This is a genomic window from Mesorhizobium sp. M2E.F.Ca.ET.209.01.1.1 (assembly GCF_004010375.2).
Classification (GTDB): Bacteria; Pseudomonadota; Alphaproteobacteria; order Rhizobiales; family Rhizobiaceae; genus Mesorhizobium.
In genome coordinates this window covers 55575-81023 of record NZ_SADP02000021.1, presented here as the reverse complement: position 1 = coordinate 81023, position 25449 = coordinate 55575, and the positions used below count along the sequence as shown (strand labels likewise).

At 64.8% G+C, this 25449-nt stretch carries 20 protein-coding genes; 13 read left to right on the top strand and 7 right to left on the bottom strand.

All coding sequences use genetic code 11. The features are described 5' to 3' along the window. Positions 1–20: 20 nt before the first annotated feature. Positions 21–1286 carry a transcription termination factor Rho gene (gene rho / locus EN852_RS28710; RefSeq protein WP_127230347.1) on the top strand — a complete coding sequence of 422 codons (1266 nt, stop codon included), beginning with the start codon at positions 21–23 and terminating at the stop codon, positions 1284–1286. Positions 1287–1582: 296 nt separating this feature from the next. Here the strand turns inward: rho and EN852_RS28705 are convergent, their stop codons facing one another. Beyond that, positions 1583–3601 (bottom strand): thioredoxin domain-containing protein, encoded by a 2019-nt coding sequence (locus EN852_RS28705; RefSeq protein ID WP_127879201.1) that lies wholly within the window; start codon positions 3599–3601, stop codon positions 1583–1585. A gap of 120 nt (positions 3602–3721) precedes the next feature. On the opposite strand from EN852_RS28705, the gene mnmE reads away from it, so the two are divergent. The 7 genes from mnmE (at position 3722) to EN852_RS28670 (ending at position 11540) form a co-directional block, all read left to right on the top strand. Then, positions 3722–5029: a tRNA uridine-5-carboxymethylaminomethyl(34) synthesis GTPase MnmE gene (gene mnmE / locus EN852_RS28700; RefSeq protein WP_127879199.1), complete on the top strand. Its 1308-nt coding sequence runs from the start codon at positions 3722–3724 to the stop codon at positions 5027–5029. 165 nt (positions 5030–5194) lie between these two features. Continuing rightward, positions 5195–7069 (top strand): tRNA uridine-5-carboxymethylaminomethyl(34) synthesis enzyme MnmG, encoded by a 1875-nt coding sequence (gene mnmG, locus EN852_RS28695; RefSeq protein ID WP_127879197.1) that lies wholly within the window; start codon positions 5195–5197, stop codon positions 7067–7069. After that, complete coding sequence (rsmG, locus tag EN852_RS28690; protein ID WP_127879195.1) at positions 7066–7707, top strand: 16S rRNA (guanine(527)-N(7))-methyltransferase RsmG; 642 nt, start codon at positions 7066–7068, stop codon at positions 7705–7707. The genes mnmG and rsmG overlap by 4 nt, the downstream gene beginning before the upstream one ends. Positions 7708–7724: 17 nt before the next feature. Beyond that, complete coding sequence (locus EN852_RS28685; protein WP_127879193.1) at positions 7725–8522, top strand: ParA family protein; 798 nt, start codon at positions 7725–7727, stop codon at positions 8520–8522. A 64-nt stretch (positions 8523–8586) separates the two neighbouring features. Then, the gene (locus EN852_RS28680) at positions 8587–9480 is read left to right on the top strand and encodes a ParB/RepB/Spo0J family partition protein (protein ID WP_127879191.1); all 894 of its coding nucleotides are present in this window, start codon (positions 8587–8589) and stop codon (positions 9478–9480) included. Positions 9481–10117: 637 nt separating this feature from the next. Then, on the top strand, positions 10118–10744 hold the full coding sequence (locus tag EN852_RS28675; RefSeq protein ID WP_127879189.1) for a DUF1326 domain-containing protein: 627 nt from the start codon (positions 10118–10120) through the stop codon (positions 10742–10744). Positions 10745–10769: 25 nt separating this feature from the next. Beyond that, the gene (locus EN852_RS28670) at positions 10770–11540 is read left to right on the top strand and encodes a DUF2182 domain-containing protein (protein WP_127879187.1); all 771 of its coding nucleotides are present in this window, start codon (positions 10770–10772) and stop codon (positions 11538–11540) included. Between the two features lie 144 nt (positions 11541–11684). Here the strand turns inward: EN852_RS28670 and holA are convergent, their stop codons facing one another. Beyond that, positions 11685–12728, bottom strand: coding sequence for a DNA polymerase III subunit delta (holA, locus tag EN852_RS28665; RefSeq protein ID WP_127879185.1), 1044 nt, complete (start codon positions 12726–12728; stop codon positions 11685–11687). Positions 12729–13308: 580 nt separating this feature from the next. On the opposite strand from holA, the gene EN852_RS28660 reads away from it, so the two are divergent. The 4 genes from EN852_RS28660 (at position 13309) to lpdA (ending at position 18520) form a co-directional block, all read left to right on the top strand. Beyond that, positions 13309–14541 (top strand): 3-methyl-2-oxobutanoate dehydrogenase (2-methylpropanoyl-transferring) subunit alpha, encoded by a 1233-nt coding sequence (locus EN852_RS28660; protein WP_127879183.1) that lies wholly within the window; start codon positions 13309–13311, stop codon positions 14539–14541. 2 nt (positions 14542–14543) lie between these two features. Beyond that, positions 14544–15557: an alpha-ketoacid dehydrogenase subunit beta gene (locus EN852_RS28655; RefSeq protein ID WP_127879181.1), complete on the top strand. Its 1014-nt coding sequence runs from the start codon at positions 14544–14546 to the stop codon at positions 15555–15557. Positions 15558–15569: 12 nt separating this feature from the next. Further along, entirely contained in the window at positions 15570–16886 is a 1317-nt protein-coding gene (locus EN852_RS28650; RefSeq protein ID WP_127879180.1) for a dihydrolipoamide acetyltransferase family protein, read from the top strand. Positions 16887–17122: 236 nt separating this feature from the next. Beyond that, positions 17123–18520: a dihydrolipoyl dehydrogenase gene (lpdA, locus tag EN852_RS28640; RefSeq protein ID WP_127879178.1), complete on the top strand. Its 1398-nt coding sequence runs from the start codon at positions 17123–17125 to the stop codon at positions 18518–18520. A 96-nt stretch (positions 18521–18616) separates the two neighbouring features. Here lpdA and EN852_RS28635 read toward each other — a convergent pair whose 3' ends face one another. Continuing rightward, positions 18617–19720 (bottom strand): saccharopine dehydrogenase family protein, encoded by a 1104-nt coding sequence (locus EN852_RS28635; RefSeq protein ID WP_127879176.1) that lies wholly within the window; start codon positions 19718–19720, stop codon positions 18617–18619. Between the two features lie 137 nt (positions 19721–19857). Between EN852_RS28635 and EN852_RS28630 the strand changes: the two genes are divergently transcribed. Continuing rightward, positions 19858–20286 (top strand): Lrp/AsnC family transcriptional regulator, encoded by a 429-nt coding sequence (locus EN852_RS28630; protein WP_127879174.1) that lies wholly within the window; start codon positions 19858–19860, stop codon positions 20284–20286. A 242-nt stretch (positions 20287–20528) separates the two neighbouring features. Here EN852_RS28630 and EN852_RS28625 read toward each other — a convergent pair whose 3' ends face one another. From EN852_RS28625 to EN852_RS28610, 4 genes are read right to left on the bottom strand one after another with little or no spacing between them, the layout of a single operon-like run. After that, the gene (locus EN852_RS28625; RefSeq protein ID WP_127879172.1) at positions 20529–22556 is read right to left on the bottom strand and encodes an aldo/keto reductase; all 2028 of its coding nucleotides are present in this window, start codon (positions 22554–22556) and stop codon (positions 20529–20531) included. A 55-nt stretch (positions 22557–22611) separates the two neighbouring features. After that, positions 22612–23697, bottom strand: coding sequence for a sn-glycerol-3-phosphate ABC transporter ATP-binding protein UgpC (gene ugpC, locus EN852_RS28620; protein ID WP_127879170.1), 1086 nt, complete (start codon positions 23695–23697; stop codon positions 22612–22614). 12 nt (positions 23698–23709) lie between these two features. Then, positions 23710–24549, bottom strand: a complete 840-nt coding sequence (locus EN852_RS28615; RefSeq protein ID WP_127879168.1) for a carbohydrate ABC transporter permease — start codon at positions 24547–24549, stop codon at positions 23710–23712. Then, the gene (locus tag EN852_RS28610; protein ID WP_127879166.1) at positions 24546–25406 is read right to left on the bottom strand and encodes a sugar ABC transporter permease; all 861 of its coding nucleotides are present in this window, start codon (positions 25404–25406) and stop codon (positions 24546–24548) included. The genes EN852_RS28615 and EN852_RS28610 overlap by 4 nt, the downstream gene beginning before the upstream one ends. Between the last annotated feature and the right edge of the window lie 43 nt (positions 25407–25449).

Here is a 25449-nt window from a genome sequence, read left to right as displayed (position 1 = left end):
GCCTACCCAGAGTCTATCTAATGCAAGAAATGAAACTCGCAGAGTTCAAGAATAAGAAGCCGCCAGAGCTGATCGCTTATGCCGAATCGCTCGAGGTGGAGAACGCCAGCGTCATGCGCAAGCAGGAGCTGATGTTCGCGATCCTGAAGAAGCTCGCCGCCCAGGATATCGAGATCATCGGCGACGGTGTGGTCGAGGTGCTGCAGGACGGTTTCGGCTTCCTGCGCTCCGCCAACGCCAACTACCTGCCGGGTCCCGACGACATCTATATCTCGCCGTCGCAGATCAGGCGGTTTTCGCTCAAGACCGGCGATACGGTCGAAGGGCCGATCCGCAGCCCGAAAGAGGGCGAGCGCTATTTCGCGCTGCTCAAGGTCAACACCATCAATTTCGATGATCCCGAAAAGATCCGTCACAAGATCCACTTCGACAATCTGACGCCGCTCTATCCGACCAAGCGGCTGAAGATGGAGGTCGACAATCCGACCTCGAAGGACATCTCGCCGCGCGTCATCGATCTGGTGGCGCCGATCGGCAAGGGCCAGCGCGCGCTGATCAACGCGCAGCCGCGCACCGGCAAGACGGTGCTGATGCAGAACATCGCACATTCGATCACCGCCAACCATCCGGAATGCTATCTGATCGTGCTTCTGATCGACGAGCGTCCTGAAGAAGTGACCGACATGCAGCGCTCGGTGAAGGGGGAGGTGATCTCGTCAACCTTCGACGAGCCGGCCGCGCGTCACGTGCAAGTGGCTGAAATGGTCATCGAGAAGGCCAAGCGTCTGGTTGAGCATGGCCGCGACGTGGTCATTCTGCTGGATTCGATCACCCGCCTCGGCCGCGCCTACAACACCGTCGTGCCGTCATCCGGCAAGGTGCTGACCGGCGGTGTCGACGCCAACGCGCTGCAGCGCCCGAAGCGCTTCTTCGGCGCCGCCCGCAACATCGAGGAAGGCGGCTCGCTGACCATCATCGCCACCGCGCTGATCGACACCGGCAGCCGCATGGACGAAGTCATCTTCGAAGAGTTCAAGGGCACCGGTAACTGCGAAATCCAGCTCGACCGCAAGGTGGCCGACAAGCGCATCTATCCGGCGATGGACATCCTCAAGTCCGGCACTCGCAAGGAAGACCTGCTTGTGCCGCGCGCGGACCTGCAGAAGATCTTCGTGCTGCGCCGCATCCTGGCGCCGATGGGCACGACCGACGCGATCGAGTTCCTCATCGACAAGCTCAAGCAGACCAAGACCAACGCGGACTTCTTCGATTCGATGAATACGTGATTGGGGCGAGAAAGGCGGGCTTTCCGCCCTTCTTGCTTTTCGGCGCCGCGGCGCGGTCGCCGGATGACAATGGCAAAGGTTGGCGCCGCCCCTCATTGCCCTGCCGGGCATTTCTCCCGTGAACGGGGAGAAAGAGGCAGCTGCGGCCGCAGCACTCCTTCTTGCTTGGCGATTGGCGAAGTCGGCAGGGACAGGTCCCTTCTCCCCGTTCACGGGGAGAAGATGGCGGCAGCCAGATGAGGGGCAGCGCCGACGCCGGGCTATCAGGAACCTGGTGCGGCTTCTGTGCCGGTTGGCTACCCTCTTCGCAACAGTTTCTCCAACTCCCCCGCATCGGTCACCACCGGCAGACAGACCTGCCCGCTGCAGAACCAGGCGCCCGGCTTGTCAGTCGGCGGCAGCACGCCGCCCGGCAAGAGGGGTCGATTCGCTTCCGTGCCGATCGGCACTACGATATCCACCCGGCGCGGATCGGGATTCCGATTCGCAACCGGAACAAGGCTTGAAGACTCTGGCTTATCTATAATGACAAGCTTCAGCGGCTCAAGCGCCAGCGCGCAGGCATTGACGATGCCGGCCTGGCCGTAGGCCTGCTGCGCGGCGCGGCCCATGGCATGCTCGGCGGTTGCCCAAGCCTTCTCCGAGAGATCGAGGTCGCCGGTGAGCGAGGACAACCGCACCAGGGCCTCGACGATCTGGCTGGTGGCCGAGGGTATTGCCTCGTCGACATCGCCGCGGATGCGGATCGGCACGTCGCCGCTGTCCGAGGCTGTCAGCCAGTAGCCTGTGTTTTCGCCGTCCAGGTGCCAGCGGTCGAGCTCGCCGATGAACTGCCTGGCGCGATCGGAATATTCCGGATTGCCGGTCGCTTCGAACAAAGCGATCGCGGCATTGGTCATGGCGGCGTAATCGCTGGACAGTGCCGGGAAGAGCTTCTTCGCGCCAAGCATGGAATGCGGCAGCCGGCCATCCTGGCTGGCCTCGACGATATGGGAGAAAGCCCTGGCTGCTGCCTCGATCCAGTCGGGGCGCCCAAGCGAGCGGCCGGCTTCCGCGAGTGCCGCTATCATCAGGCCGCTCCAGTCGGTGAGCGCCTTGCCGTCGCGGCCGGGCCTGACCCTCTGTTCGCGGCCAGCCAGCAGCTTCGCTTTCAAGGGGGCAAGGTTGGCGTAGTCGGCGACGCCCTGAGCTTGCTGCGCGTCGCTCTGGCGGATGATCGGCTTGCCCTCCCAACCATGCGGCGCTGCCAGATCGAAATACCGGAAGAAAGTTGGGGCATCGTCGCCTAGCGCGGTCTCTATCTCGTCGCGGCTCCAGGTGTAGAAAAGCCCCTCTTCGCCGTCGCTGTCGGCGTCGAGGCTGGCGGCGAAGGCACCGCCGTCGACCCGCATCTCGCGCAGCAGCCAGGCGACGGTCTCTTCGATTCGTACCCGGAACAAGTCGTTTCCGCTGGCCGCATAGGCCCAGTTGCACAGGCGGATGAGCTGGGCATTGTCGTAGAGCATCTTTTCGAAATGCGGCACCAGCCATTCCGCATCGGTCGAATAGCGGCTGAGGCCGCCGCCGACATGATCGTAGATGCCGCCGGCGAGCATCTTTTCGAGACTCCGCAGCACGGCGTCGCGATGGTGCACCTGGCCGTCGCGCAGCCAGGAGAGCCAGAGCGTGTGCATGAAAGGTGCATTCGGGAATTTGGGCGCGCCCTTCAAGCCGCCGAGATCGCGGTCGATCATGCCGTCGATGCGCCCGGCGAGATCGGCGAGCGTATCTCGGTCCAGCACCGCCTTGCCCTTAGCGCCGGCCAGCCGATGTTCAACATGGGCGGTCAGGCCGTCGGCGCTTTCGGCAAGGCTCTGTTGCTTTTCGCGCCAGGCCTTGTCGACCGCTTCCAGCACCTGGATGAAGCCTGGCCGCCCGTAGCGCGCCTCGCGCGGAAAATAGGTGCCGCCCCAGAAAGGCTTGCCGTCGGGCGTCAGGAACATGGTCAGCGGCCAGCCGCCCTGCTCGCCCATGGCATGGAGCGCCGCCATGTAGATCTGGTCGATGTCCGGCCGCTCCTCGCGATCGACCTTGATATTCACGTAGAGCCGGTTCATGACGGCCGCGACGGCGTCGTTCTCGAAGCTTTCATGCGCCATGACATGGCACCAGTGGCAGGCGGCGTAGCCGATGGAGAGCAGGATCGGCCGGCCCAGCTCCTTGGCTTCGGCAAGGGTGGCCGGCGACCAGCCGCGCCAATGGACAGGATTGTCGCTGTGCTGCCGCAGATAGGGGCTGGCTTCTTCGGCAAGCAGGTTTCGCGCGGGCAAGGTCACGATGGGCGGCTCGGCGTGGTTTGAGGCAGAGGTCAGAGTGTGATGCCGAGAGGTGAAGCGGCCGACACGCTCTACCTTTTAATCTAGGCGGTTCGGCAGGTCCGGCAAATGGTTTCGCCAATGGCTTCGAAGGATTCGATCGTAGCGCTGTCCAGCGGCCGCCTGCCCGCCGGCATCGCCGTTATCCGCATTTCCGGCCCTCAGACTCGATTCGTAGTCGAAACGATCGCTGGATCGATTAAGGATCGGTTTACCAATTTACGGACGATCAGGGCGCCGGACGGCGCGACGATCGACCACGGGCTCGTGCTGTTCTTTCCGGGTCCCGGCAGCTTCACCGGCGAGGATGTCGCCGAGTTCCAGGTGCATGGCAGCCGGGCAGTCGCGGCCAAGATGCTGGAGACGATCACCGGCTTCGAAGGCGTCAGGCATGCCGAGCCTGGGGAGTTCACCAGGCGCGCCTTTCTCAACGGCAGGTTGGATCTGGTCGAGACAGAGGCCTTGGCCGATCTGGTCAGTGCCGAGACCGAGGCGCAGCGCCGCTTCGCGGTGCGCAATGCCGAAGGCGCGCAAAGCGAGCTTTATTCTGAATGGCGCCGCCGGCTGATCCACGCGCGTGCCATGATCGAGGCGGAGATCGATTTCGCCGACGAAGAGGATGTGCCCGGCTCCGTTTCGGATGCGGTCTGGTCTGATGTGGCGGCGATGATCGATGACATCGAGCGGCACATTGAAGGGTTCAAGGCGGCGGAGATCATCCGCGACGGTTTTGAGGTTGTCATCCTCGGCGCGCCGAATGCCGGCAAGTCCAGCCTGTTCAACGCTTTGGCGAGGCGCGAGGCGGCTATCGTCACCGACGAGCCGGGTACTACGCGTGACCTGCTCGAGGTCGTCATGGACCTCAACGGGCTGAAGGTGCGGATTGTCGATACCGCCGGGCTGCGCGACGCCGCGGGCAAGGTGGAATCGATCGGCATCGAAAGGGCGCGGGCCAAGGCTGACGTGGCGGATCTCGTCCTGCTGTTGGAGGATATGGCCAATCCGGCGCCCGTCAGCGGAGCCCCAGCTGGGGCTCCGCTGCTGCGGATAGGCACGAAATCGGACATAGCCGATGCGGGCGGCGGCGCCTACGACCTGGTGATTTCCTCCAAGGAAGGGACCGGACTGGCGCGCCTCCTCCACGAGATCGGAACCCGCGCGGCTGCCGCAGTTGGCGAGGCGGGTGACGTCCTGCCATCCAGAATGCGCCACGTCGAGCTGCTGCAAGAGGCAATGGATTTCCTGCGGGCGGCGTTGTCCGGGCACAGTCAGGAACTGCGGGCCGAGGAATTGCGGTTGGCGGCCGAGCGCCTCGGGCGCATTGTCGGTGCCGTCGATGTCGAGGATCTGCTCGACGTCATCTTTTCGCAGTTCTGCATTGGTAAATGATTCACGTGAAACACGGGGCGGCCTCTGTCCGGCAGTGACTCACGTGAAACACTACGCAATTGGGCTGGATCGATGTTTCACGTGAAACGAGTCCGGTCTTCGTCCTTGACAGCGCGAGGTGGCGGGGACATGTGTCAATCCATCTCTGAAAGCGGATTCTGGGAAATGACCGATCACTATGATGTGGTGGTGGTGGGCGGCGGCCATGCCGGATGCGAGGCGGCAAGCGCTGCCGCGCGCGCCGGCGCCAGGACCGCGCTGGTCACGCTACGCTTTGATACCATCGGCGTCATGTCCTGCAATCCGGCAATCGGCGGTCTCGGGAAGGGCCATCTCGTGCGGGAGATCGACGCCATGGATGGGCTGATGGGCCGCATTGCCGACGCCGCGGGCATCCAGTTCCGCCTGCTCAATCGCCGCAAGGGCCCGGCCGTGCGCGGCCCTCGCACCCAGGCCGACCGCAAGCTTTATCGGCTCGCCATGCAGGAAGCGATTCGGCAGCAGAACGATCTCGATGTCATTGAAGGCGAAGTTCTCGACCTCGAAATCCAGGACGGCCGCGTGGCGGCGGTGCTGGTTTCAGGTGACCGGCGCCTCGTCTGCGGCGCCGTCGTGCTGACCACCGGCACTTTTCTGCGCGGGCTGATCCATATCGGTGAGAAGAAGATCGTCGCCGGCCGCATGAACGAGCAGGCCAGCCACGGGCTGTCGACCACCATGGCGCGCGCGGGTTTCAAGCTCGGGCGCCTGAAGACGGGCACGCCCCCTCGCCTCGATGGCCGCACCATCGACTGGGCGTCGCTGGAGAGCCAGGCCGCCGACGAGGATCCGGTGCCGTTCTCGCTGATGACCGATCAGATTGCGAACCCCCAAATCCATTGCGGCATCACGCGGACCATGCCGGCGACGCATGATTTGATCCGCGCCAATCTCGGTCGCTCGGCGATGTATTCCGGCTCGATCGAAGGTGTCGGGCCGCGTTACTGTCCGTCGATCGAGGACAAGATCGTCAAGTTCGGCGACCGCGAAGGCCATCAGATCTTCCTCGAGCCGGAAGGGCTCGATGATGACACCGTCTACCCGAACGGCATCTCGACCTCGCTGCCGGAGGATGTTCAGCTCGAGATCCTGAAGACGATCCCAGGGCTGGAAAAGGCGACGATGCTGCAGCCGGGCTATGCGATCGAATATGACCATGTCGATCCGCGCGAGTTGAAGACGACGCTGGAGACAAAGCGCGTCGCCTGCCTGTTCCTGGCCGGGCAGATCAACGGCACGACCGGCTATGAAGAGGCCGGCGCGCAAGGCCTGCTCGCCGGCATCAACGCGGCGCGCAAGGCGGCCGGCGGTGACGACGTCGTGATCAGCCGAACCGAGGCCTATATCGGCGTGATGGTGGACGACCTCACCAGTCGCGGCATCGCCGAGCCTTATCGCATGTTCACCTCGCGCGCCGAATTCCGGCTGTCGCTGCGCGCCGACAATGCCGATGAGAGGCTGACGCCGCTGGCTGAAAAGCTCGGCATCGCGTCGTCGGGGCGGCTGCAGCGGTTTGGCGAGATGGCGCAGAGGCTCGACGAGGCTCGTGCGTTGGCCAAGTCGGTCACCTGGACGCCGAACGAAGCGGCGCGGCACGGGCTGGAGATCAACAAAGACGGCGTGCGCCGCTCGGCCTATGAATTGCTGGCGCATCCGGGCGTCGACATGGCCTGGCTCTCTCGTGTCGAGCCGCGCTTTGCCGCGCTTGACGCCAAGACCGCCGAGCGGCTTGAAACGGAAGCGAAATACTCGGTTTACCTCGACCGCCAGCAGGCCGATGTCGCGCAGATCAGGCACGAGGAATCGCGGCTCATCCCGGAGGGAATCGACTTCGCGGACGTGCCGGGCCTGTCGAATGAGTTGAAGCAGAAGATGAAGACGCGCCAGCCGCGTTCGATCGCCGATGCGCAGCGTATGGAAGGCATGACGCCGGCGGCGCTTGCCATCATTGTCGCGCATGTCCGCAATGCCGAACTTGCCGCGCGCAGGTCCGTAGCGTGAGCGCGGATGGCTGGGCGGACCTGCAGAAGGCAGCGGGTCCGGTTTCACGTGAAACATTCGAGCGGCTGCAGGCCTTCGAACGGCTGTTCCTGAAATGGAACCGCAGCATCAATCTGGCGGCGCCGTCGACGCTGGACGACGTCTGGCGGCGCCACATCCTGGACAGCGCCCAGCTCGCGCGAATCGCGCCCACTGCCACACGCTGGGTCGATCTTGGCTCAGGCGGCGGATTTCCCGGATTGGTGCTCGGCTTCCTGCTTAAAGAGCGTCCCAGTGCCTCGATCGATCTCGTCGAAAGCAACCGCAAGAAGGCCTCGTTCCTGCAGTCGGTCGTGGGTCAGTTCGATTTGCCGGCGCGGGTCCTGGCGAAGCGCATTGACGACAGCTATCCGCTTGTTCCTGCTCCTGAAATCGTCACGGCGCGGGCGCTGGCCGCGCTCCCGGACCTGCTCGATCTGGCCGCGCCATGGCTGACCAAAGGGGCGCGAGCGCTTTTCCACAAAGGCCGGGATTACCGGGCAGAAGTGGAAGAAAGCACTCACCGCTGGGCCTTCGATCTGGTAGAACATTCGAGCATGACCGACCCCCATGGCGTCATCCTCGAAATCAGTGACTTGCGCCCGGCGAAACAGCAATGAATTACTGGCATAGGCCCATGAGCACAGCACCGCGTATCATCACTGTCGCCAACCAGAAAGGCGGCGTCGGCAAGACGACGACGGCCATCAATCTGGCGACGGCCCTGGCTGCGATCGGCGAGCGCGTGCTGATCGTCGACCTCGACCCGCAGGGCAATGCCAGCACCGGGCTCGGCATCGACCGCAAGGACCGTACCACGTCGTCCTACGACGTGCTGACCGGCGAGCTCGAGCTGGAGGCGGCTGCCGTGCCGACGGCGGTGCCGGGGCTGTCCATCGTGCCGTCTACGCTCGACCTGCTCGGCATCGAGATGGAGATCGCCTCGGCGCCCGATCGGGTGCTCAGGCTGCGCAACGCGCTGCGCGCCGCGGCCGAGCGGGCGGCGCCGTTCGGCTATGTGCTGATCGATTGCCCGCCGTCGCTCAATCTTTTGACTTTGAATTCAATGGCGGCGGCCGATTCCGTTCTCGTTCCGCTGCAATGCGAGTTCTTCGCGCTCGAAGGTCTCAGCCAGTTGCTGGAGACGGTCGAGCAGGTGCGCGGCACGATCAATCCGGATCTCACCATCCAGGGCATCGTGCTCACCATGTATGACGGGCGCAACAACCTCGCCAACCAGGTGGTGCAGGATGTGCGCACCCATATGGGCGACAAGGTCTATGAGACGATCATCCCGCGTAATGTGCGGGTCTCGGAAGCGCCGTCCTACGGCAAGCCGGCGATCCTGTACGACCTGAAATGCTCGGGCAGCCAGGCCTATCTGCAGCTCGCCTCCGAGGTGATCCGCCGCGAGCGCAAGCTGCGCGCCGCCTGAGCCGCAGCCGCCCGGCAGGTTGGTTAATCAGCCGATTCGATTCCGAAACGATCTGGACATTATAATGAGCGAAGACCAATCAAGAAAAAGACTGGGCCGCGGCCTCGCGGCGCTGATCGGGGAAATCGACCGTCCGGCGGCGCCGGAAAAGCCGAGCGCCGTGGTGGCGGCGGACGGCAAGGTGCCGATCGAATTCGTCAGCCCGAACCCGAAGAATCCGCGCCGGCATTTCGGCGATGCCGAGCTCACCGACCTTGCCCAGTCGATCCGCGAGCATGGCGTGGTGCAGCCGGTGGTGGCACGCCCCTCGCCGTCGCAGCCCGGCCGCTACGAGATCATCGCCGGCGAGCGGCGCTGGCGGGCGGCGCAACGCGCGGGGCTGACCGAGATCCCGCTGATCGTGCGCGACGTCAACGACCGCACGGCGCTGGAGCTGGCGATCATCGAGAACGTGCAGCGCGCCGACCTCAATCCGGTCGAGGAGGCGCAAGGCTATCAGCAGCTCATCGACGAGCATGGCTATACCCAGTCCGATCTCGGCCAGGTGATCGGCAAGAGCCGCAGCCATGTCGCCAACACGCTGAGGCTGCTCAAGCTGCCCCCGGTCATCCATTCGATGCTGGTCGACGGCGATCTGTCGGCTGGGCATGCCCGCACGCTGGTCACCGCCGAGGACCCGGCCGGGCTTGCCAAGCGCATCGTCAAGGAAGGGCTTTCGGTGCGCCAGGCGGAGGCGCTGGCGCAGATGCCCGCCGGTCCAACGCCGGCCAAGACCAAGTCCGCGCCGAGTTCGACGGAAAAGGACCCCGACACGCTGGCTCTTGAGAAGCTGATGACCGACACGATCGGCATGATCGTCAGCATCGAGCACAAGGGCAAGGGCGGCACGCTGCGCATCGATTACCGCTCGCTGGAGCAACTCGACGAGCTGTGCCGGCGGCTGAAGGACGAGCGGTAGGCAGCTGCGGCGCAACGGTATTCGGCGACGGCTGAGGTTTTGGCTTAAGGCTGGATATGTCTGATATATCGGTGATAAACGAAAAAGGCTGACGTTACGCTGGCCTTTTTTGTCGGATCATTGGCGAAGGCGACGAAGCTGCTGATCTCCCCCCTTGTGGGGGAGATGCCCGGCAGGGCAGAGGGGGCGCGACAGAGCGCCATCATCTCTCCGGTGAAACAATGAACAGGGGACATGCGGGGACATTAAGCCATTGTAGCGGAGGCAGAAATTCGCGCATGCGCCCGTCGACAGAAGTGATGGCCCGGATCATCGGGAGGTCAAGGCCAAAGAGCCGATACGCCGGCGGGACAGCGCCCCCCTCTGTCCTGCCGGACATCTCCCCCACATGTGGGGGAGATCGGCTAACCGCCTACCTCTGCCCCAATCTCGCGCGCTCTCGATCGCAATGCCAGCGCCCGGGCCTTGGCTTGACAGTGCTGGGCATCGGCGTAACCTCATTAGAGACAACTAAACTATATGCCCTGGCGTGCCGAGCAGACGCGATGTCGGGCTATTTGCCGCTCCCACGATATGAGCGGCGCCACCTCGCCAAAGCGATCCGAGCCGACCCGCCTGACAGAGCCGGGAGGTGAAAATGGCGACCAGTTGGCAGTTGTCCGGAAGCTACTTCGAAAACTGCAGCTGCGATGTCGTATGTCCTTGCTTGATGTCCACCAATGCGCAGTTGACATCGAGGCCGACGCAAGGCGTTTGCGATGTCGCCTTGGTCTTCCACATTGACAAGGGCAATTACGGCGACGTTCGATTGGATGGGCTCAACGTCGCGATGATCGCGCACACGCCAGGCCCGATGGCGGAAGGCAATTGGACGGCCGCCGCCTATATCGACGAACGCGCCGATGACCGGCAAACGGAGGCGCTGGGCGCGATCTTCACCGGCGGCGCGGGCGGTCCGATGGCGGTGTTGGCGCCGATGATCGGCACGAATCTCGGCGCCAGGAAGGTTCCGATAGACTATCGGATAGATGGCAAGAAAAGGTCGGCGGAGATTGCGGGCGTGGCACAGTTGGCGGTCGAGCCGCTGCCGACCATGCGCGAGGACGGCGAGATGTGGGCGGCCACCGGCCATCCCGTCAATCCCCACTGGCTCGGTCTGGCGATGGGGGTCGCAGGCAGCACCTTCAGCGACCATGGCATGAGTTGGGACAATTCCCGCCGCAACGGGCACTACGCGCCGATCAACTGGTCCGGCCAGCACTAGCGCCTGGCAGAAGAACGGACCGCTCATGCCGCTGACGCTGCAGCGAAACATCATTCTCGCGCTGCTGATTGCCGCAGCTGCGGTGGCTTGGGCCCTGCTCGTCCGGCAGCAGTCCGGCATGGACATGTACACACCCACCATGGGCATGACGGCCGCGCTGTTTCTTGCCATCTGGCTGATCATGATGGTCGCCATGATGTTTCCGGCGGTCGCGCCGATGATCCTGACGTTTCACCAGGTCCAGAGCGGCAAACGGAGCCGCGGCCAGGCCTTTGTCTCGACCTGGCTGTTCGTAGCCGGCTACATGCTGGTCTGGACGGCGACAGGCGTTCTCGCTTTCGCCAGCGCGGCGGGCGCGGAGATGCTTGCCGGGCGCGTGGGATTGTCTGCGGCGGCGGCCGCGCGCATCGGCGGCGCGCTGCTGATGACCGCGGGCGCCTACCAGCTCTCCCCGCTGAAAGATCTTTGTCTGGCCAAGTGCCGCTCGCCGATCGGTTTCATCCTGACCTCGTGGCGCGATGGGCAATGGGGAGCGGTGCGCATGGGCCTGCGGCATGGGCTCTTCTGCCTGGGCTGCTGCTGGCTGTTGTTCGCTGCCCTTTTTCCACTCGGGATCATGAACATCGGTGCAATGGCGGTGGTCACGCTGCTGGTGTTTGCCGAGAAGACCTTCCCCCATGGAGAGCGGATAGCGAAGGTATCGGGCGTCGCCCTGGTTCTCTATGGCGCGGCGGTGCTGGTCTTTCCGCAGGCGCTGCCCACCTTCCAGGCGAGCAATGCAATGACGATGAACTGACTGAAGGCGGCTCTCGGGCAAAGATAGTCGACGTCATCATAAACGCCGTGAGTGCCGCTGCGGTTGGCTGATACGCTGGCGGGACAGCGCCCCCCTCTGTCCTGCCGGACATCTCCCCCACAAGGGGGGAGATCGGCTAATCGCCTACCTCTGCCCCAGCCTCGCGCTTTCGATCGCGATCCCCAGCAGCGCCTGTCTCGCCAGCGCTTCCGACAGATCGGGCCGCTTGCGGGTCTGCAGCACCGCCGCCTGCAGCCGAGCGAGCGCGCGCCCGAGCGCATCGACGCTCCAGCGCTCGAGTGTCTTTTCCACCAGCTTGCGGCGCGAGAAGAAGACCGGCGGACGGGCGCCGGCGACGACCGAGGCGGCGTTGCGGCCGCCGCTCTCCATCTGGCCGCGCATCGCCTGGATCGCCTGCAATTGCCGCATCGCCGAGGACAGCACCAGGAACGGCTGGCCGCCGGACTGGCAATGACGCGTGAAGGCGATGTCGAAATCGCCGACCTTGCCGTCCAGCATGGCGTCGACCGCGGCGTCGAAGGACGCGCCGGAGACATCGCCCGACAGCGCGTTGATGTCGTCGATGCCGATCTTCTTGCGGCCGTGCGCGTAAAGAACCAGCTTCTCGATCTCGCCGCGCGAGGCGAGGCGATCGCCGCCGAGATTGCGGCGCAGCGCCTGGCGGGCGTCCAGGCTCATCGACATGCCGGCCTTGCGCAACTCGTCGTCGATCACCGAATCCAGGTCGCGGGCCTCGTCGGCATAGCAGGGCAAGGCAATGGCGTTGCCGGCGGCCTCGACGATGGCCCGCAAACCGGTGCCCTTCTTCAGGTCGCCGGCTTCGATGAGAATGATGGCGTCGCGCGCGGGCTCGGCGGTCAGCGCCTTGATGTCATCGGCCAGCGCCTTCTGGCCGCTGGCATTGCGCACCCAAAGCAGCCTCCGGTCGGAAAACATCGGCACCGTGCGCGCCTCGTCGAGCAGCCGGCCCTCATCGCGGTCAACCTCCGCGCCGTCGAGCTTGACCACGGAGAACGGGTCATCCAGAGGCAGGCCGGTTTTCACCGCGAAGGCTTTTGCACGCTCGGCGACAAGGCCGCGATCGGGACCGTAAAGCAGGACGATTCCCATGGCCGGATCCGGCCGCGCCAGCCACGAATCGACCTCGTATCCTTTCTTCTGTGCCATGCGGGGTGAGTTAGCATGAGGCGGGGCGCGGGAACCAGCGTTCAGTGAACCGGGTGCGGGGCGCATGCGCTACGGGATTTCGGTTCACGCCGAGGCGATTGCCCAAGCCTGGTGGCAAATGTCGAAAGCCGGTGCTGCCCCTCATCGCCCTGCCGGGCACTTCTCCCCGTATAGTGACGGGAAGAAGGGGCTGGCCGCAGCCCCGCCGCTCTTCTTCCAACGCCGGCGATTGGCGAAATCGCCGGCGACAGCGTCCCTCTCCCCGTCACTATACGGGGAGAGGGTGCCGGCAGGCAGGTGAGGGGCAGTGCCAGCGTTGAAGGTCTGTTCTGAAGCGAACCAGCCCGGCCCTTACCGCCTCTTGCGCCTAAAGCCCTGCCGGCATTCACCAAATTGCGCGCGAACCAAAAACATCGACAAGAAATTTCGTCGCCATATCTGCATCTTGAGCCTGCGCGCCGCATCGGCTTGCCGAGGCCGGCGACGGGGGGAAGGCCGTGCCCAGACCCGGCGAATTGGCACTGGTCTGGCGGCGCGGATGTGCAAAGATCGCACCGGCAACATTGGAGGATGTGAGTTCATGGCCGATGCTGGAATGTTGCGCTTTCATGTGCCGGAGCCCGAGGTGCGGCCCGGCGGCACGCCCGACTTCTCGAATGTGACCATCCCGAAGGCCGGCTCGGTGCCGCGTCCGGAGATCGACGTCGATCCGCGCACCATCCGTGACATGGCCTTCTCCATCATCCGCGTGCTCAACCGCGCCGGCGAAGCGGTCGGGCCGTGGGCGGGGCTGCTCAGCGACCAGGAACTGCTCGAAGGCCTGCGCCATATGATGACGCTCAGGACCTTCGATGCGCGCATGCAGATGGCGCAGCGCCAGGGCAAGACCTCCTTCTACATGCAGCATCTCGGCGAAGAGGCAGTGAGCTGCGCGTTCCGCAAGGCGCTTCAGCCGGGCGACATGAATTTCCCGACCTACCGGCAAGCAGGGCTTCTCATCGCCGACGGCTATCCGATGGTCACGATGATGAACCAGATCTATTCCAACGAGGCCGATCCGCTGAAGGGCCGACAACTGCCGGTCATGTATTCCTCGAAGGAGCACGGTTTCTTCTCGATCTCGGGCAATCTGGCGACGCAATATATCCAGGCGGTCGGCTGGGCGATGGCCTCGGCGATCTCCAACGATTCGCGCATCGCCGCCGCCTGGATCGGCGACGGCTCGACGGCGGAGTCCGATTTTCACGCGGCGCTGGTCTTCGCCTCGACCTACAAGGCTCCTGTCGTGCTCAACGTGGTCAACAACCAGTGGGCGATCTCGACCTTCCAGGGCATCGCGCGCGGCGGCTCCGGCACGTTCGCCGCGCGGGGGCTCGGCTTCGGCATTCCTTCGCTGCGCGTCGACGGCAACGACTATCTCGCGGTGCATGCCGTGGCGAAATGGGCGGCGGAGCGGGCGCGCGCCAATCTCGGGCCAACGCTGGTCGAATATGTCACCTACCGCGCCGGCGCGCATTCGACCTCGGACGATCCATCGGCCTACCGGCCGAAGGCCGAGTCCGACGCCTGGCCGCTCGGCGATCCGGTCATCCGGCTGAAGAACCACCTGATCCACAAGAAAGTCTGGTCCGAGGATCGCCACACCCAGGCGGAGGCCGAGATCCTCGAAACGGTGATCGCGGCGCAGAAGGAGGCCGAGGGCCACGGCACGCTGCATGCCGGCGGCAAGCCGTCGACCCGCGACATGTTCGAGGGCGTCTATGCCGAGATGCCGCCGCATCTCAGGCGCCAGCGCCAGCAGGCGGGGGTCTGACCATGCCCAGGCGTACCATGATCGAGGCGATCCGTGACGCCATGGACGTGTCGATGGGGCGCGACGAACGCGTCATCGTCTATGGCGAGGATGTCGGCTTCTTCGGCGGCGTCTTCCGCGCGACGCAAGGCCTGCAGGCCAAATACGGCAAGAGCCGCTGCTTCGACGCGCCGATCAGCGAATCCGGCATCGTCGGTTCGGCCATCGGCATGGCCGCCTACGGGCTGCGCCCTTGTGTCGAGGTGCAGTTTGCCGACTATGTTTATCCGGCCTACGACCAGATCGTCTCGGAGGCGGCGCGGCTGCGGTACCGTTCGAACGGGGACTTCACCTGCCCGATCGTGGTGCGCATGCCGACCGGCGGCGGCATTTTCGGCGGCCAGACGCACAGCCAGAGCCCGGAAGCACTGTTCACCCATGTCTCCGGCCTGAAGGTGATCGTGCCCTCCAATCCGCACGACGCCAAGGGGTTGCTGATCGCGGCGATCGAGGATCCGGATCCGGTGATCTTCCTCGAGCCGAAGCGGCTTTATAACGGGCCGTTCGACGGCTATCACGACAAGCCGGTGACACCCTGGTCGAAGCATGAGCTCGGCGAGGTCCCTGACGGTCATTACACGATCCCCCTCGGCAAGGCGGCGATCCGCCGCCAGGGTTCGGCCGTCACCGTGCTCGCCTATGGCACGATGGTCTATGTCGCGCAGGCCGCGGCCGAGGAGACCGGTATCGACGCCGAGGTCATCGATCTGAGGACGCTGCTTCCGCTCGACCTCGACACGATCGTCGCCTCGGTGAAGAAGACCGGACGCTGCGTCGTCGTGCATGAAGCAACGCTGACCTCCGGCTTCGGCGCCGAGCTGGTCTCCCTGGTGCAGGAGAACTGCTTCTACCATCTGGAAGCGCCGGTGGCGCGGGTCGCCGGCTGGGACACGCCCTATCCGCATGCGCAGGAATGGGATTACTTCCCCGGCCCGGCGCGGGTCGGTCGCGCGCTCGTCGAAACATTGGAAGCTTAGGGGAGGCCTGAGATGGGCGAACACGTCATCAAGCTTCCCGATGTTGGCGAAGGCGTCGCCGAGGCCGAGCTTGTCGAGTGGCACGTCAAGGTCGGCGACCTCGTGCGCGAGGACACGGTTCTCGCCGCCGTCATGACCGACAAGGCAACCGTCGAAATCCCCTCGCCGGTCGACGGCGAGATCCTTTGGCTGGGCGCCGAGATCGGCGACACGGTGGCGATCGGCTCGCCGATCGTGCGGCTGAAGGTGGCCGGCGAAGGCAATGTGAAGGCGGAAACCGGTGGCGGCGATGCGCCGAAGGTGGAGGTTCCCACCAAATCAGCCGAGCCGAAAGCGGAAGCTCAGCCGAGCGCTCCCAAGCCCGCACCAAAGCCAGCCGATCCGCCGGCCAAGGTTTCGCCGGCCGCCGCGCCGAAGGCCACTCGCCCTGCCTCCATTTCCGGCGCGCCGCGCGCGGAAGGCGAAAAGCCACTGGCCTCGCCGGCCGTGCGGCTGCGCGCGAAGGAAGCCGGCATCGACCTGCGCCAGGTGTCGGGCAGCGGTCCGGCCGGACGCATCAGCCATGAGGACATCGACGCGTTCATCGCGCGCGGGCCGCAGCTGGCCCGCGCGACCGGACTTGCGCGTAAGGACGGTGTCGAGGACATCAAGGTCGTCGGGCTCCGGCGCAAGATCGCCGAAAAGATGTCGCTGGCGAAATCGCGCATTCCGCACATCACCTATGTCGAGGAGATCGACGTCACGGCCTTGGAGGAATTGCGCGCGACGCTGAACAAGGAGAAGCGCGGCGATCGCCCGAAGCTGACCCTGCTGCCTTTCCTGATGCGGGCGATGGTCAAGGCGATCGTCGAGCAGCCCAACCTCAACGCCTTGTTCGACGACGAGGCCGGCATCATCCACCAGCATGAAGGCATCCATATCGGCATCGCCGCGCAGACGCCGAACGGGCTGGTGGTGCCGGTGGTCAAACATGCCGAGGCGCGCGATCTCTGGGATAGTGCGGCGGAAGTCAACCGGCTGGCCGATGCGGCCAAGGCCGGCACGGCCAGCCGCGAGGAGCTGTCCGGCTCGACCATCACCATCACCTCGCTCGGCGCCATGGGCGGCGTGGCGACCACGCCGGTCATCAACTATCCGGAAGTGGCGATCGTCGGCGTCAACAAGATCATGGTGCGGCCGGTCTGGGACGGCACCCAGTTCATTCCACGCAAGATGATGAACCTGTCGTCCAGCTTCGACCATCGCGTCATCGACGGCTGGGACGCCGCGGTCTTCGTGCAGCGCATCAAGGCGCTTCTGGAGACGCCGGCGCTGATCTTTGTGGATTGAGGGGGCGGGACGATAGAGATGTCGGCGGGACAGCGCCCCCCTCTGCCTTGCCAGGCATCTCCCCCACAAGGGGGGAGATCGGACGTCACGCCGGCCTTCGCCAATCTCCCGCGTTGTGGGGATGAGCGAAGCGCCGAAGCTGCCAATCTCCCCCCTCGTGGGGGAGATGTCCGGCAGGACAGAGGGGGGCGCGAAGGATCGCGGCGCGGCGTTCCTTTGGTTCGAAGGGTCACAACATGAAAGAGATCTCCTGCAAGCTGCTCGTCATCGGCGCCGGTCCCGGTGGCTATGTCTGCGCCATCCGTGCCGGGCAGCTCGGCGTCGATACAGTGATCGTCGAAGTTGCGAAGCCGGGCGGCACCTGCCTCAATGTCGGCTGCATCCCGTCCAAGGCGCTGATCCATGCCGCGGAAGAGTTCGAGAAGATCGCGCATATGGCCTCCGGCAAGGACCCGCTCGGCATCAAGGTCGCCGCGCCGACCCTGGAACTCGCAAAGACCGTCGCCTGGAAGGACGGCATCGTTAGCCGGCTTAATAGTGGCGTGGCCGGACTGCTGAAGAAGGCCAAGGTGAAGACCGTGCAGGGCTGGGCGACGTTCCGGGACGGCAAGACGGTCGAGGTCGAAACCGAAATCGGGACGCAAGTGATCCGCGCCGAAACGGTGGTGATAGCCACCGGCTCGGCGCCGGTCGAGCTGCCGTTCCTGCCTTTCGGCGGTCCGGTCATCTCGTCGACCGAGGCGCTGGCGCTCGGTGACGTGCCGAAGAAGCTCGCGGTCGTCGGCGGCGGCTATATCGGGCTGGAGCTCGGCATGGCCTTCGCCAAGATGGGGTCGAAGGTCACCGTGGTCGAAGCGTTGCCGCGTGTGCTCGCGCAATATGACGCCGAGCTGACGCGGCCAGTTCTGAAGCGGCTTGGCGAGCTCGGCGTCGAAGTGATGACTGGCGCGAAAGCCAAGGGGCTATCGACCAAGAGCGATGCGTTGCTGGTGGAGACATCAGACGGCAAGAACGCCAAGATCGCCGCCGACAGGATTTTGGTCACGGTCGGCCGCAAGCCGCTGACCGAGGGCTGGGGACTGGAGCAGATCGACCTCGACCGTGCCGGCAAATTCATCCGCATCGACGATCAGTGCCGAACCTCGATGCGCGGCATTTATGCCATCGGCGACGTCACTGGCGAGCCGATGCTGGCGCATCGCGCCATGGCGCAGGGCGAGATGGTGGCCGAGATCGTCGCCGGCCATAAGAGAAGCTGGGACAAGCGCGCCATCCCGGCGATCTGCTTCACCGATCCGGAGCTGGTCACCGCCGGCCTGTCACCAGAGGAGGCGAACGCGCTCGCCGGCGAGATCAAGGTCGGCCAGTTTCCCTTTGCCGCCAACGGCCGCGCGATGACCAGGCAAGGCGAGGATGGGTTCGTGCGGGTCGTGGCTCGCGCGGACAATCACCTGGTGCTGGGCATCCAGGCGGTCGGGCAGGGCGTGTCGGAACTGTCGGCGGCCTTCGGCCTGGCGCTGGAGATGGGCGCGCGGCTGGAGGATATCGCGGGCACCATCCACGCGCATCCGACGCAAGGCGAAGGTTTTCAGGAAGCGGCGCTCAAGGCGCTGGGCCACGCGCTGCATGTTTGAGCTCCCTTTTCCTCTCCCCCGATCGACGGGGGAGAGGAAAGGCGCCCCTCGCGAGGAGGTTGGCGCTTCACGCGTGGCGCCCCCTCTGTCGCCAGCTCACCCCGCCAGCCGGCTTACCATCTCGTGCTGGGCGTAGGCGCGGCCGAAGCGGTTGGCGAGGAAGGCGTCGAGGGCGATGTCTTCCTGGCGCACGAAACCTTTCGCCGGCAGCGAGCCGTCGGCCAGCATGTCGAGCACGGCGCAGATGCCGGAGGCGGTGGTGATCTGGATGGCGCTGCGCACGATCGAGCCGACGCGGTGCGAATAGATCTTGTTGGCGTAGGTCTCCTGCAGCAGGCGGCCATTGCGGCGGCCCGAGACGGTGACGAAGACGATGACCACATCCTGCAGCGTCGCCGGCAGGGCGCTCTCGAAAATATCCTTCAGCACGTCGCGGCGGTGGCGCAGTCCGAGGTCGTTGAGCAGCGCCTTCATGATCGCGGCATGGCCGGGATAGCGGATGGTGCGGTAGTTCAGCGTGCGCACCTTGCCCTTCAGCGTCTCGGCCAGCGTGCCGAGGCCGCCGGAGGTGTTGAAGGCCTCGTAAGTGACGCCGTCCAGCGAAAACTCCTCGCGCTCCTCCAGCGGCGGCACTTCGATCAGCTCGCCCTCGACGATCGCCTCGCATGGCTCGCAATATTCGTTGATGACCCCGTCCGTGCTCCAGGTAAGGTTGTAGTTCAGCGCGTTGGACGGATATTGCGGCAGCGCGCCGACGCGCATGCGCACGCTTTCCAGCGTGTCGAAGCGGCTGGCGAGGTCGTTGGCGACGATCGAGATGAAGCCCGGCGCCAGGCCGCATTGCGGGATGAAGGCGGTTTTGGCCCCGCGCGCCAGTTCCTTGACCCGGCGGGTGGAGACGACGTCCTCGGTCAGGTCGAGATAATGCACGCCGGTGGCGGCGGCAGCCTCGGCGATGCGCGTGGTGAGGTGGAAGGGCGCGGCGCTCAGCACGGCGAACTTGCCGGGAAGGATCTTTTCCAGTTCGCCGGCGGCGGCGATGTCGAGCTCCTGCGTTTCGACGCCGGCCGGCAATTCGGCGGCGGCAAGCTGCGCAGCCAAACGGTCGACGAGCGTGACGCGGTAGTCGCCCGTGGCGCTCAGCATTTCCGCAATGGTCGAGCCGATCTTGCCGGCGCCGACGACAACGATGTTCTTCATGATCAATTCCCCTGCAATCCTGATTTTGGGCCAATTCGATTTGGCGGAAATAATCGCAGCTTGCCTGTCGAAAGGAAGCGTAGAATCTGGCAATATGACGCTCAAGTTTAAGCGATCTGCCGAAAGGTTTCGTCGAAATGATCACTGAAGCCGAACAGGCCCTGCTCACTTTGCTGCGCGCCAACGCGCGGGCCTCGACCGCGGAGCTGGCACGCCAGCTCGGCGTCTCGCGCACCACGGTGCAGAGCCGCATCGAGCGGCTGGAGCAGCGCGGCATCATCGCCGGCTATGGGGTCAGGCTGTCGCCCGACTACGAGCAGGGGCTGGTCAAGGCGCATGTGCTGCTCACCGTCACGCCGAAGCTCGCCGACAAGGTGGTGCGGAGCCTGGAGGCGATGCCGCCGGTGCGCACGGTGCATTCGGTCAGCGGCAATTTCGACATGATCGTCATCGTCGACGCGCCGTCGATCCGCGATCTCGACGCGCTGCTCGACCGGATCGGGGCGATGGATGGCGTGGAGCGGACCTCGTCGTCGATTATCTTGTCGACAAGGGTGGATCGGTAGTCACGCCGGAGATGCTGGCGGGGCGGCGAAGCTGCTAATCTCCTCCCTTGCGGGGGAGATGGCCGGCAGGCCAGAGGGGGGTGTGAAGGAACGCTACCTTGGCCATGTCGTCACGCTGCCGCAGCGGGTAGCTGGTTGGACAGGTCGGCGGGACAGCACCCCCCTCTGCCTTGCCAGGCATCTCCCCCGCAAGGGGGGAGATTGGCCGTCGCGGCGGGTTTCGCCAATCTCCAGCGTCGGTCCTAAGCCCTCCTTCTCTCCAGCCCCTCGTCCAGCCACGCCACATCCTCCGGCGTCAGCTTGATGTCCAGCGCCTTGAGGCTGTCCTCCAGCTCGTCCAGGGTGCGCGGGCCGATGAGCGGCACGGATGGGAAGGGCTGCGCCAGCACATAGGCCAGCGCGACATGGATCGGGCTCTTGCCGAGTTTTCGGGCCAGCTCGATCGCCCGGTCGCGGCGGCCGAAATTCTTTTCCGAATACCAGACCCGCACCAGCTCCTCATTGCCCTGCTTGTCGCGGCCGGCGCGGTCGGTGAAGAAGCCGCGGCCTTGGCTCGACCAGGCGAAGTTCGGCATCTGCCGTTTGGTCAGCCAGGCTTTCCAGGCGTCGGTGGAGGAGGTGATGCAGCCGGCCCAGATCGGTTCCAGCATCTCGGCCAGCGAGAAATTGTTGGAGAGCGCGCCGGGCTTCTGCCTGCCGTTCTTCTCGGCGTAGGCAATCGCTTCGTCCATGCGCTCCATCGTCCAGTTGGAGCCGCCGAACAGGCCGCGAATGCGGCCGGCTCTGGCCTCCGCGTCCATGGCGTCGACGAATTCGCCGACCGGCACGTTCGGATTGTCGCGATGCATGAAATAGATGTCGACATGGTCGGTCTGCAGCCGGTCGAGCGACTGCGCCAGCTGCTTGCCGATGACGTCGGGGTAGCAGAGCGGCGAATGCGCGCCCTTGGCGATGACGACCGACTTTTCGCGCACGCCGCGACTCTTCAGCCACTGGCCAAGCAGCGTCTCGGTATAGCCGCCGCCATAGACATAGCCGGTGTCGAACAGATTGCCGCCGGCCTCGAAAAAGGCGTCGAGCAGGATCGATCCCGAGGAGAAGCTGCGGAAATCCTCGAAGCCGAGCGCCAGAAGCGAAACCGGTTTCGGCAAGCCGGGAATGGCGCGCTTGGCGATGGCCGTGCCGTTGGTGCGCAGCGGCCGGCCGGAGATTGTGTTGAGGCGCTTAGCCGGCTTCTCGATCTCATATTCCAGCCCGACCGCGGCGCGCCATCTATCGAGAACGCGCAACGTGCCGAGGCTGTCGGCCCAGGACATGCCCGGCCAGGCGAATTCCTGCCTGCCTGCGAGAATCGCCTCGCCGGCGGCATCGACCTCGAAGGAATAGAGGTGGCGGGTCTCGTTGAGGCTGATCACCTCGCGAGTCGCCCCGGACCGGATCACCTCGATCCGGCCCGGCCCGACATCGCGGTTGCCGCCGGCGAACCAGAAATCGGGCACCTCGATCCGGCCCTTGGTGCCAAAAATGCGCAGCACATTGTCCTGGTCGAGCGAGATGCTGCACGAGATTTCGGCGACGATGCCGCTGGGGAAATGCAGCAAGGCCGAGGCCCATTCGTCGACGCCGGATTGGCCGAGATGCGCGGCACCCGCCACCTTGTCAGGCTCGGCGAAAGGCTGGCCGGTCGCCGCTCCCGCGATCAGCCGCGCCATCGAGACAGGATAACCTCCAACATCGAGGATGCCGCCGCCGGCGAGCTCGTTGGCATAGAGCCGGTGCTCGGGCATGAAGCCCGGCATGGCAAAGCCGAAGCTCGACTTGATTATGCGCACTTCGCCGATGGCGCCCGATTTGATCAGCTCGACAAGCTGCAGTGTCTGCGGATGCAGCCGATACATGAAGGCTTCGCCGAGGAAAGTGCCGGCCTTGCGGGCGGCATGCATCATGGCGTCGGCCTCGAAGGCGGTCAGCGCCAGCGGCTTTTCGCACAGGACGTGCTTGCCGGCCTCGGCGGCCTTGATCGCCCATTCGGCATGGCCGGGATGGGGGATCGAAATGTAGACGGCGTCGACCTGGCTGTCGGCGAGCAGCGCCTCATAGCCGTCGAGGATGCGCGCGCCTGGAAAGGTCCCGGCAAGCCCCGGCTTGGCGGGGTTGCGGGCGCCGAGCGCCTCAAGCGTGCCGGTGCGCGACCCGGCTACGCCGCCGGCAAAGGATTTGGCGATGCTGCCGGGCCCGAGAATGCCCCAGCGGATTTTTCCAGATGTCATGTCGAATTCTCCATGGGTCGCCGCCACGCCTTGGGGGATCGGGCGGAAATGAAAGTCAGCGGATCCTTGCGCCCGCCTTGTCGAAAAGCAGCGAGCGTTCCGCCTTGATAGAGACCGTGAAATGATCGCCGCTGGCGCGCTGGCGCGAGGCTTCGCGCTCGACGATCAGCTCCTCGGGTCCGGCATTGGCGTAGACATAGCTCACGGAACCCAGATGCTCGGCGACGTCGGCCTTGACCGGAATGTCGCAATCGCCTTCGCCGACCTCGAAGAAATGTTCCGGCCTGACGCCGAGCACGACCTCGGCGCCGATGGCGGGAAAAGCTTCGTGGAGCGGCTTGCGCAGCCTGGCGCCGCCATGGTTGACGAGCTCGATGATCGCGGCGCTGTTTGATGTCTCGACGATCTTGGCGCCGAGAAAGTTCATTTTCGGCGAGCCGATGAAGCCGGCTACGAAACGGTTGGCCGGATCGTCATAGAGGTCGAGCGGCGCGCCGATCTGCTCGACATTGCCGGCTTTAAGCACCACGATCCTGTCGGCCAGGGTCATCGCCTCGGTCTGGTCGTGCGTCACATAGATCATGGTGACGCCGAGCTCCTTGTGCAGGCGCGAGATCTCGACCCGCATCTGCACCCTGAGCTCGGCGTCGAGGTTGGACAGCGGCTCGTCGAAGAGAAAAACCTGCGGCTCGCGCACGATGGCGCGGCCTATGGCGACGCGCTGGCGCTGGCCGCCGGACAATTGCTTCGGCCGCCGCTGCATGAATTCGTCGATGCGCAGGATCTCGGCGGCGCGTTTCACGCGGCGTTCGGTGTCGGCCTTCGGGTTGCCGTTCATGCGGAGCCCGAAGGACAGGTTCTGTTCGACCGTCATATGCGGATAGAGCGCGTAGGACTGGAACACCATGGCGATGCCGCGGTCGGCCGCCTCGACATCGTTCACCACCTTGCCGCCGATGGCGATGTCGCCGCCGCTGATGTCCTCCAGCCCGGCGATCATCCTGAGCAGCGTGGACTTGCCGCAGCCGGACGGGCCGACGAAGACGACGAACTCGCCATCGGCGATATCGATGTTGGCGCCATGGACGACTTCGAAGACGCCGAAGCGTTTTATGACATTGGTGAGGGTGACGGCCGCCATTGCGCTCCTGACCTATTTAACCGCGCCGGCGGCGATGCCGGCGATGAAATGACGCTGCAACAGCACGAAGACGATGAGCATGGGCACGGTCAGCATCACCGCGCCGGCCATGATGCCGCCCCAGGAGACCTTGGTCAGGCCGATCAGCGTGCCGAGCGCCACCGGCGCGGTCATGGCGCCGGGCTGGCTGTTGATCAGCAGCGGCCAGAGATAATTGTTCCACGAGGCGAGGAAGAGAATGATCGCCAGCGCCGCCAGCATCGGGCGCGCCAGCGGCAGCGCCACGAACAGGAAGATGCGCCATTCCTTGACGCCTTCGACGCGCGCAGCATCGAACAGTTCGGCCGGCATCATCGAGAAGGCCTGGCGCATGAAGAGCACGCCGAGCGAATTGAACAGCGGCGGCACGATCAGCGCGATCCAGGTGTTGGCCAAGGCGAAGTCGCGCGCCACCATGATGAATTGCGGGATCAGCACCACCGCGTAGGGAAGCGTGATGGTGCCGAAGATGATCGCCACCACCGCGCCCTTGCCGTGGAACTCGTAGCGCGCCAGCGCCCAGCCGGCCATCGAGGTGAGCAGCACCGAAAGGATCGTGTAGGTCACGGCAACCGAGACCGAGATGCCGATGGCGCCGACGAAATTGGTGTCGCGCTGCAGATTGTTGAAATTGTCGATGAAGCCGTCATGCGGCAGAAGCTCGATGCCGGGACTGAAGATGCCGTTGTCGGGCATGGTGGAGAACACCACCATCATCCACAGCGGGAACAGCCAGATCAGCGCCAGCGGCGTCAGGAAAAGATGCAGCAGGATGCTGCGGCCGAGCCTTGCCTGAGAGCGCGAGGTCGTCATTTCGGCTCCCTCATCAGCCAGAGCTGTACGAGCGTGATGGCGATGGCGAGGCCCGCCATGGTGTAGGCGACGGCCGAGGCGTAGCCGAAATTGAGCGATCGAAAACCCTGGCGATAGAGCAGCAGGCCGAGCGTCTCGGTGCCGCCGCCCGGGCCGCCGCGCTCGGTGATCAGGAACGGCTCGGTGAAGAGCTGCATGGTGCCGATGATCGACAGCACGGCGCAAAAGACAATGACCGGCTTCAACAGAGGTAGGGTGATGTGGAAGAACTGCTTCAGCTTGCTGACGCGGTCGAGCGTCGCCGCCTCATAGACGTCCTCCGGGATGGATTGCAGGCCGGCCAGGATGATGATGGCGTTGTAGCCGGCCCAGCGCCAGGTCACCGCGATCATGATCAGCGCCATGGCCGGCGTGACGTTGGAGAACCAGTCGATCTTGGGGATGCCGACGCTGTTGAGCAGCTTGTTGACGATGCCGAAATCGAGGCTGAACATCAGCCGGAACACGGCCGAATAGGCGACCTCGCCGACCACGACCGGGGCGAAGAAAGCAAAGCGGTAGAGACCTCGCGCCTTCAAGAGCGGCGAATTCAAAAGCACCGCCATGACGATCGCCAGCGCAATCATCACCGGCACCTGGATGACCAGGATCAGCAGCGTGTTCTTCAGCGCATTGTAGAAGGCGGGATCGCCGATCAGGCGGCCCCAGTTGAAGGCCGGCGCGAAGCGCCACGGCACCGTGCGCGTCGCCTGGAAGGAGATGATGAAGGACGAGATGATCGGCCAGATCCAGAAGACGGCGAAGATCAAGAGGTAAGGCGTGAGGAAGCGGTACGCGGTAGCGTTCTGGGTGCGCATCGGCTTCCTCCTCCTTTCTTTGTCTTTCCCTTCTCCCCTTGTG

What these genes read in the sequence shown, in the direction of transcription:
- rho (WP_127230347.1), top strand. Translation starts at nt 21, where the DNA reads ATGCAAGAAATGAAACTCGCAGAGTTCAAGAATAAGAAGCCGCCAGAG.
- mnmE (WP_127879199.1), top strand. Translation starts at nt 3,722, where the DNA reads ATGGCTTCGAAGGATTCGATCGTAGCGCTGTCCAGCGGCCGCCTGCCC.
- mnmG (WP_127879197.1), top strand. Translation starts at nt 5,195, where the DNA reads ATGACCGATCACTATGATGTGGTGGTGGTGGGCGGCGGCCATGCCGGA.
- EN852_RS28685 (WP_127879193.1), top strand. Translation starts at nt 7,725, where the DNA reads ATGAGCACAGCACCGCGTATCATCACTGTCGCCAACCAGAAAGGCGGC.
- EN852_RS28680 (WP_127879191.1), top strand. Translation starts at nt 8,587, where the DNA reads ATGAGCGAAGACCAATCAAGAAAAAGACTGGGCCGCGGCCTCGCGGCG.
- EN852_RS28675 (WP_127879189.1), top strand. Translation starts at nt 10,118, where the DNA reads ATGGCGACCAGTTGGCAGTTGTCCGGAAGCTACTTCGAAAACTGCAGC.
- EN852_RS28670 (WP_127879187.1), top strand. Translation starts at nt 10,770, where the DNA reads ATGCCGCTGACGCTGCAGCGAAACATCATTCTCGCGCTGCTGATTGCC.
- holA (WP_127879185.1), bottom strand. Translation starts at nt 12,728, where the DNA reads ATGGCACAGAAGAAAGGATACGAGGTCGATTCGTGGCTGGCGCGGCCG.
- EN852_RS28660 (WP_127879183.1), top strand. Translation starts at nt 13,309, where the DNA reads ATGGCCGATGCTGGAATGTTGCGCTTTCATGTGCCGGAGCCCGAGGTG.
- EN852_RS28655 (WP_127879181.1), top strand. Translation starts at nt 14,544, where the DNA reads ATGCCCAGGCGTACCATGATCGAGGCGATCCGTGACGCCATGGACGTG.
- EN852_RS28650 (WP_127879180.1), top strand. Translation starts at nt 15,570, where the DNA reads ATGGGCGAACACGTCATCAAGCTTCCCGATGTTGGCGAAGGCGTCGCC.
- lpdA (WP_127879178.1), top strand. Translation starts at nt 17,123, where the DNA reads ATGAAAGAGATCTCCTGCAAGCTGCTCGTCATCGGCGCCGGTCCCGGT.
- EN852_RS28635 (WP_127879176.1), bottom strand. Translation starts at nt 19,720, where the DNA reads ATGAAGAACATCGTTGTCGTCGGCGCCGGCAAGATCGGCTCGACCATT.
- EN852_RS28630 (WP_127879174.1), top strand. Translation starts at nt 19,858, where the DNA reads ATGATCACTGAAGCCGAACAGGCCCTGCTCACTTTGCTGCGCGCCAAC.
- EN852_RS28625 (WP_127879172.1), bottom strand. Translation starts at nt 22,556, where the DNA reads ATGACATCTGGAAAAATCCGCTGGGGCATTCTCGGGCCCGGCAGCATC.
- ugpC (WP_127879170.1), bottom strand. Translation starts at nt 23,697, where the DNA reads ATGGCGGCCGTCACCCTCACCAATGTCATAAAACGCTTCGGCGTCTTC.
- EN852_RS28615 (WP_127879168.1), bottom strand. Translation starts at nt 24,549, where the DNA reads ATGACGACCTCGCGCTCTCAGGCAAGGCTCGGCCGCAGCATCCTGCTG.
- EN852_RS28610 (WP_127879166.1), bottom strand. Translation starts at nt 25,406, where the DNA reads ATGCGCACCCAGAACGCTACCGCGTACCGCTTCCTCACGCCTTACCTC.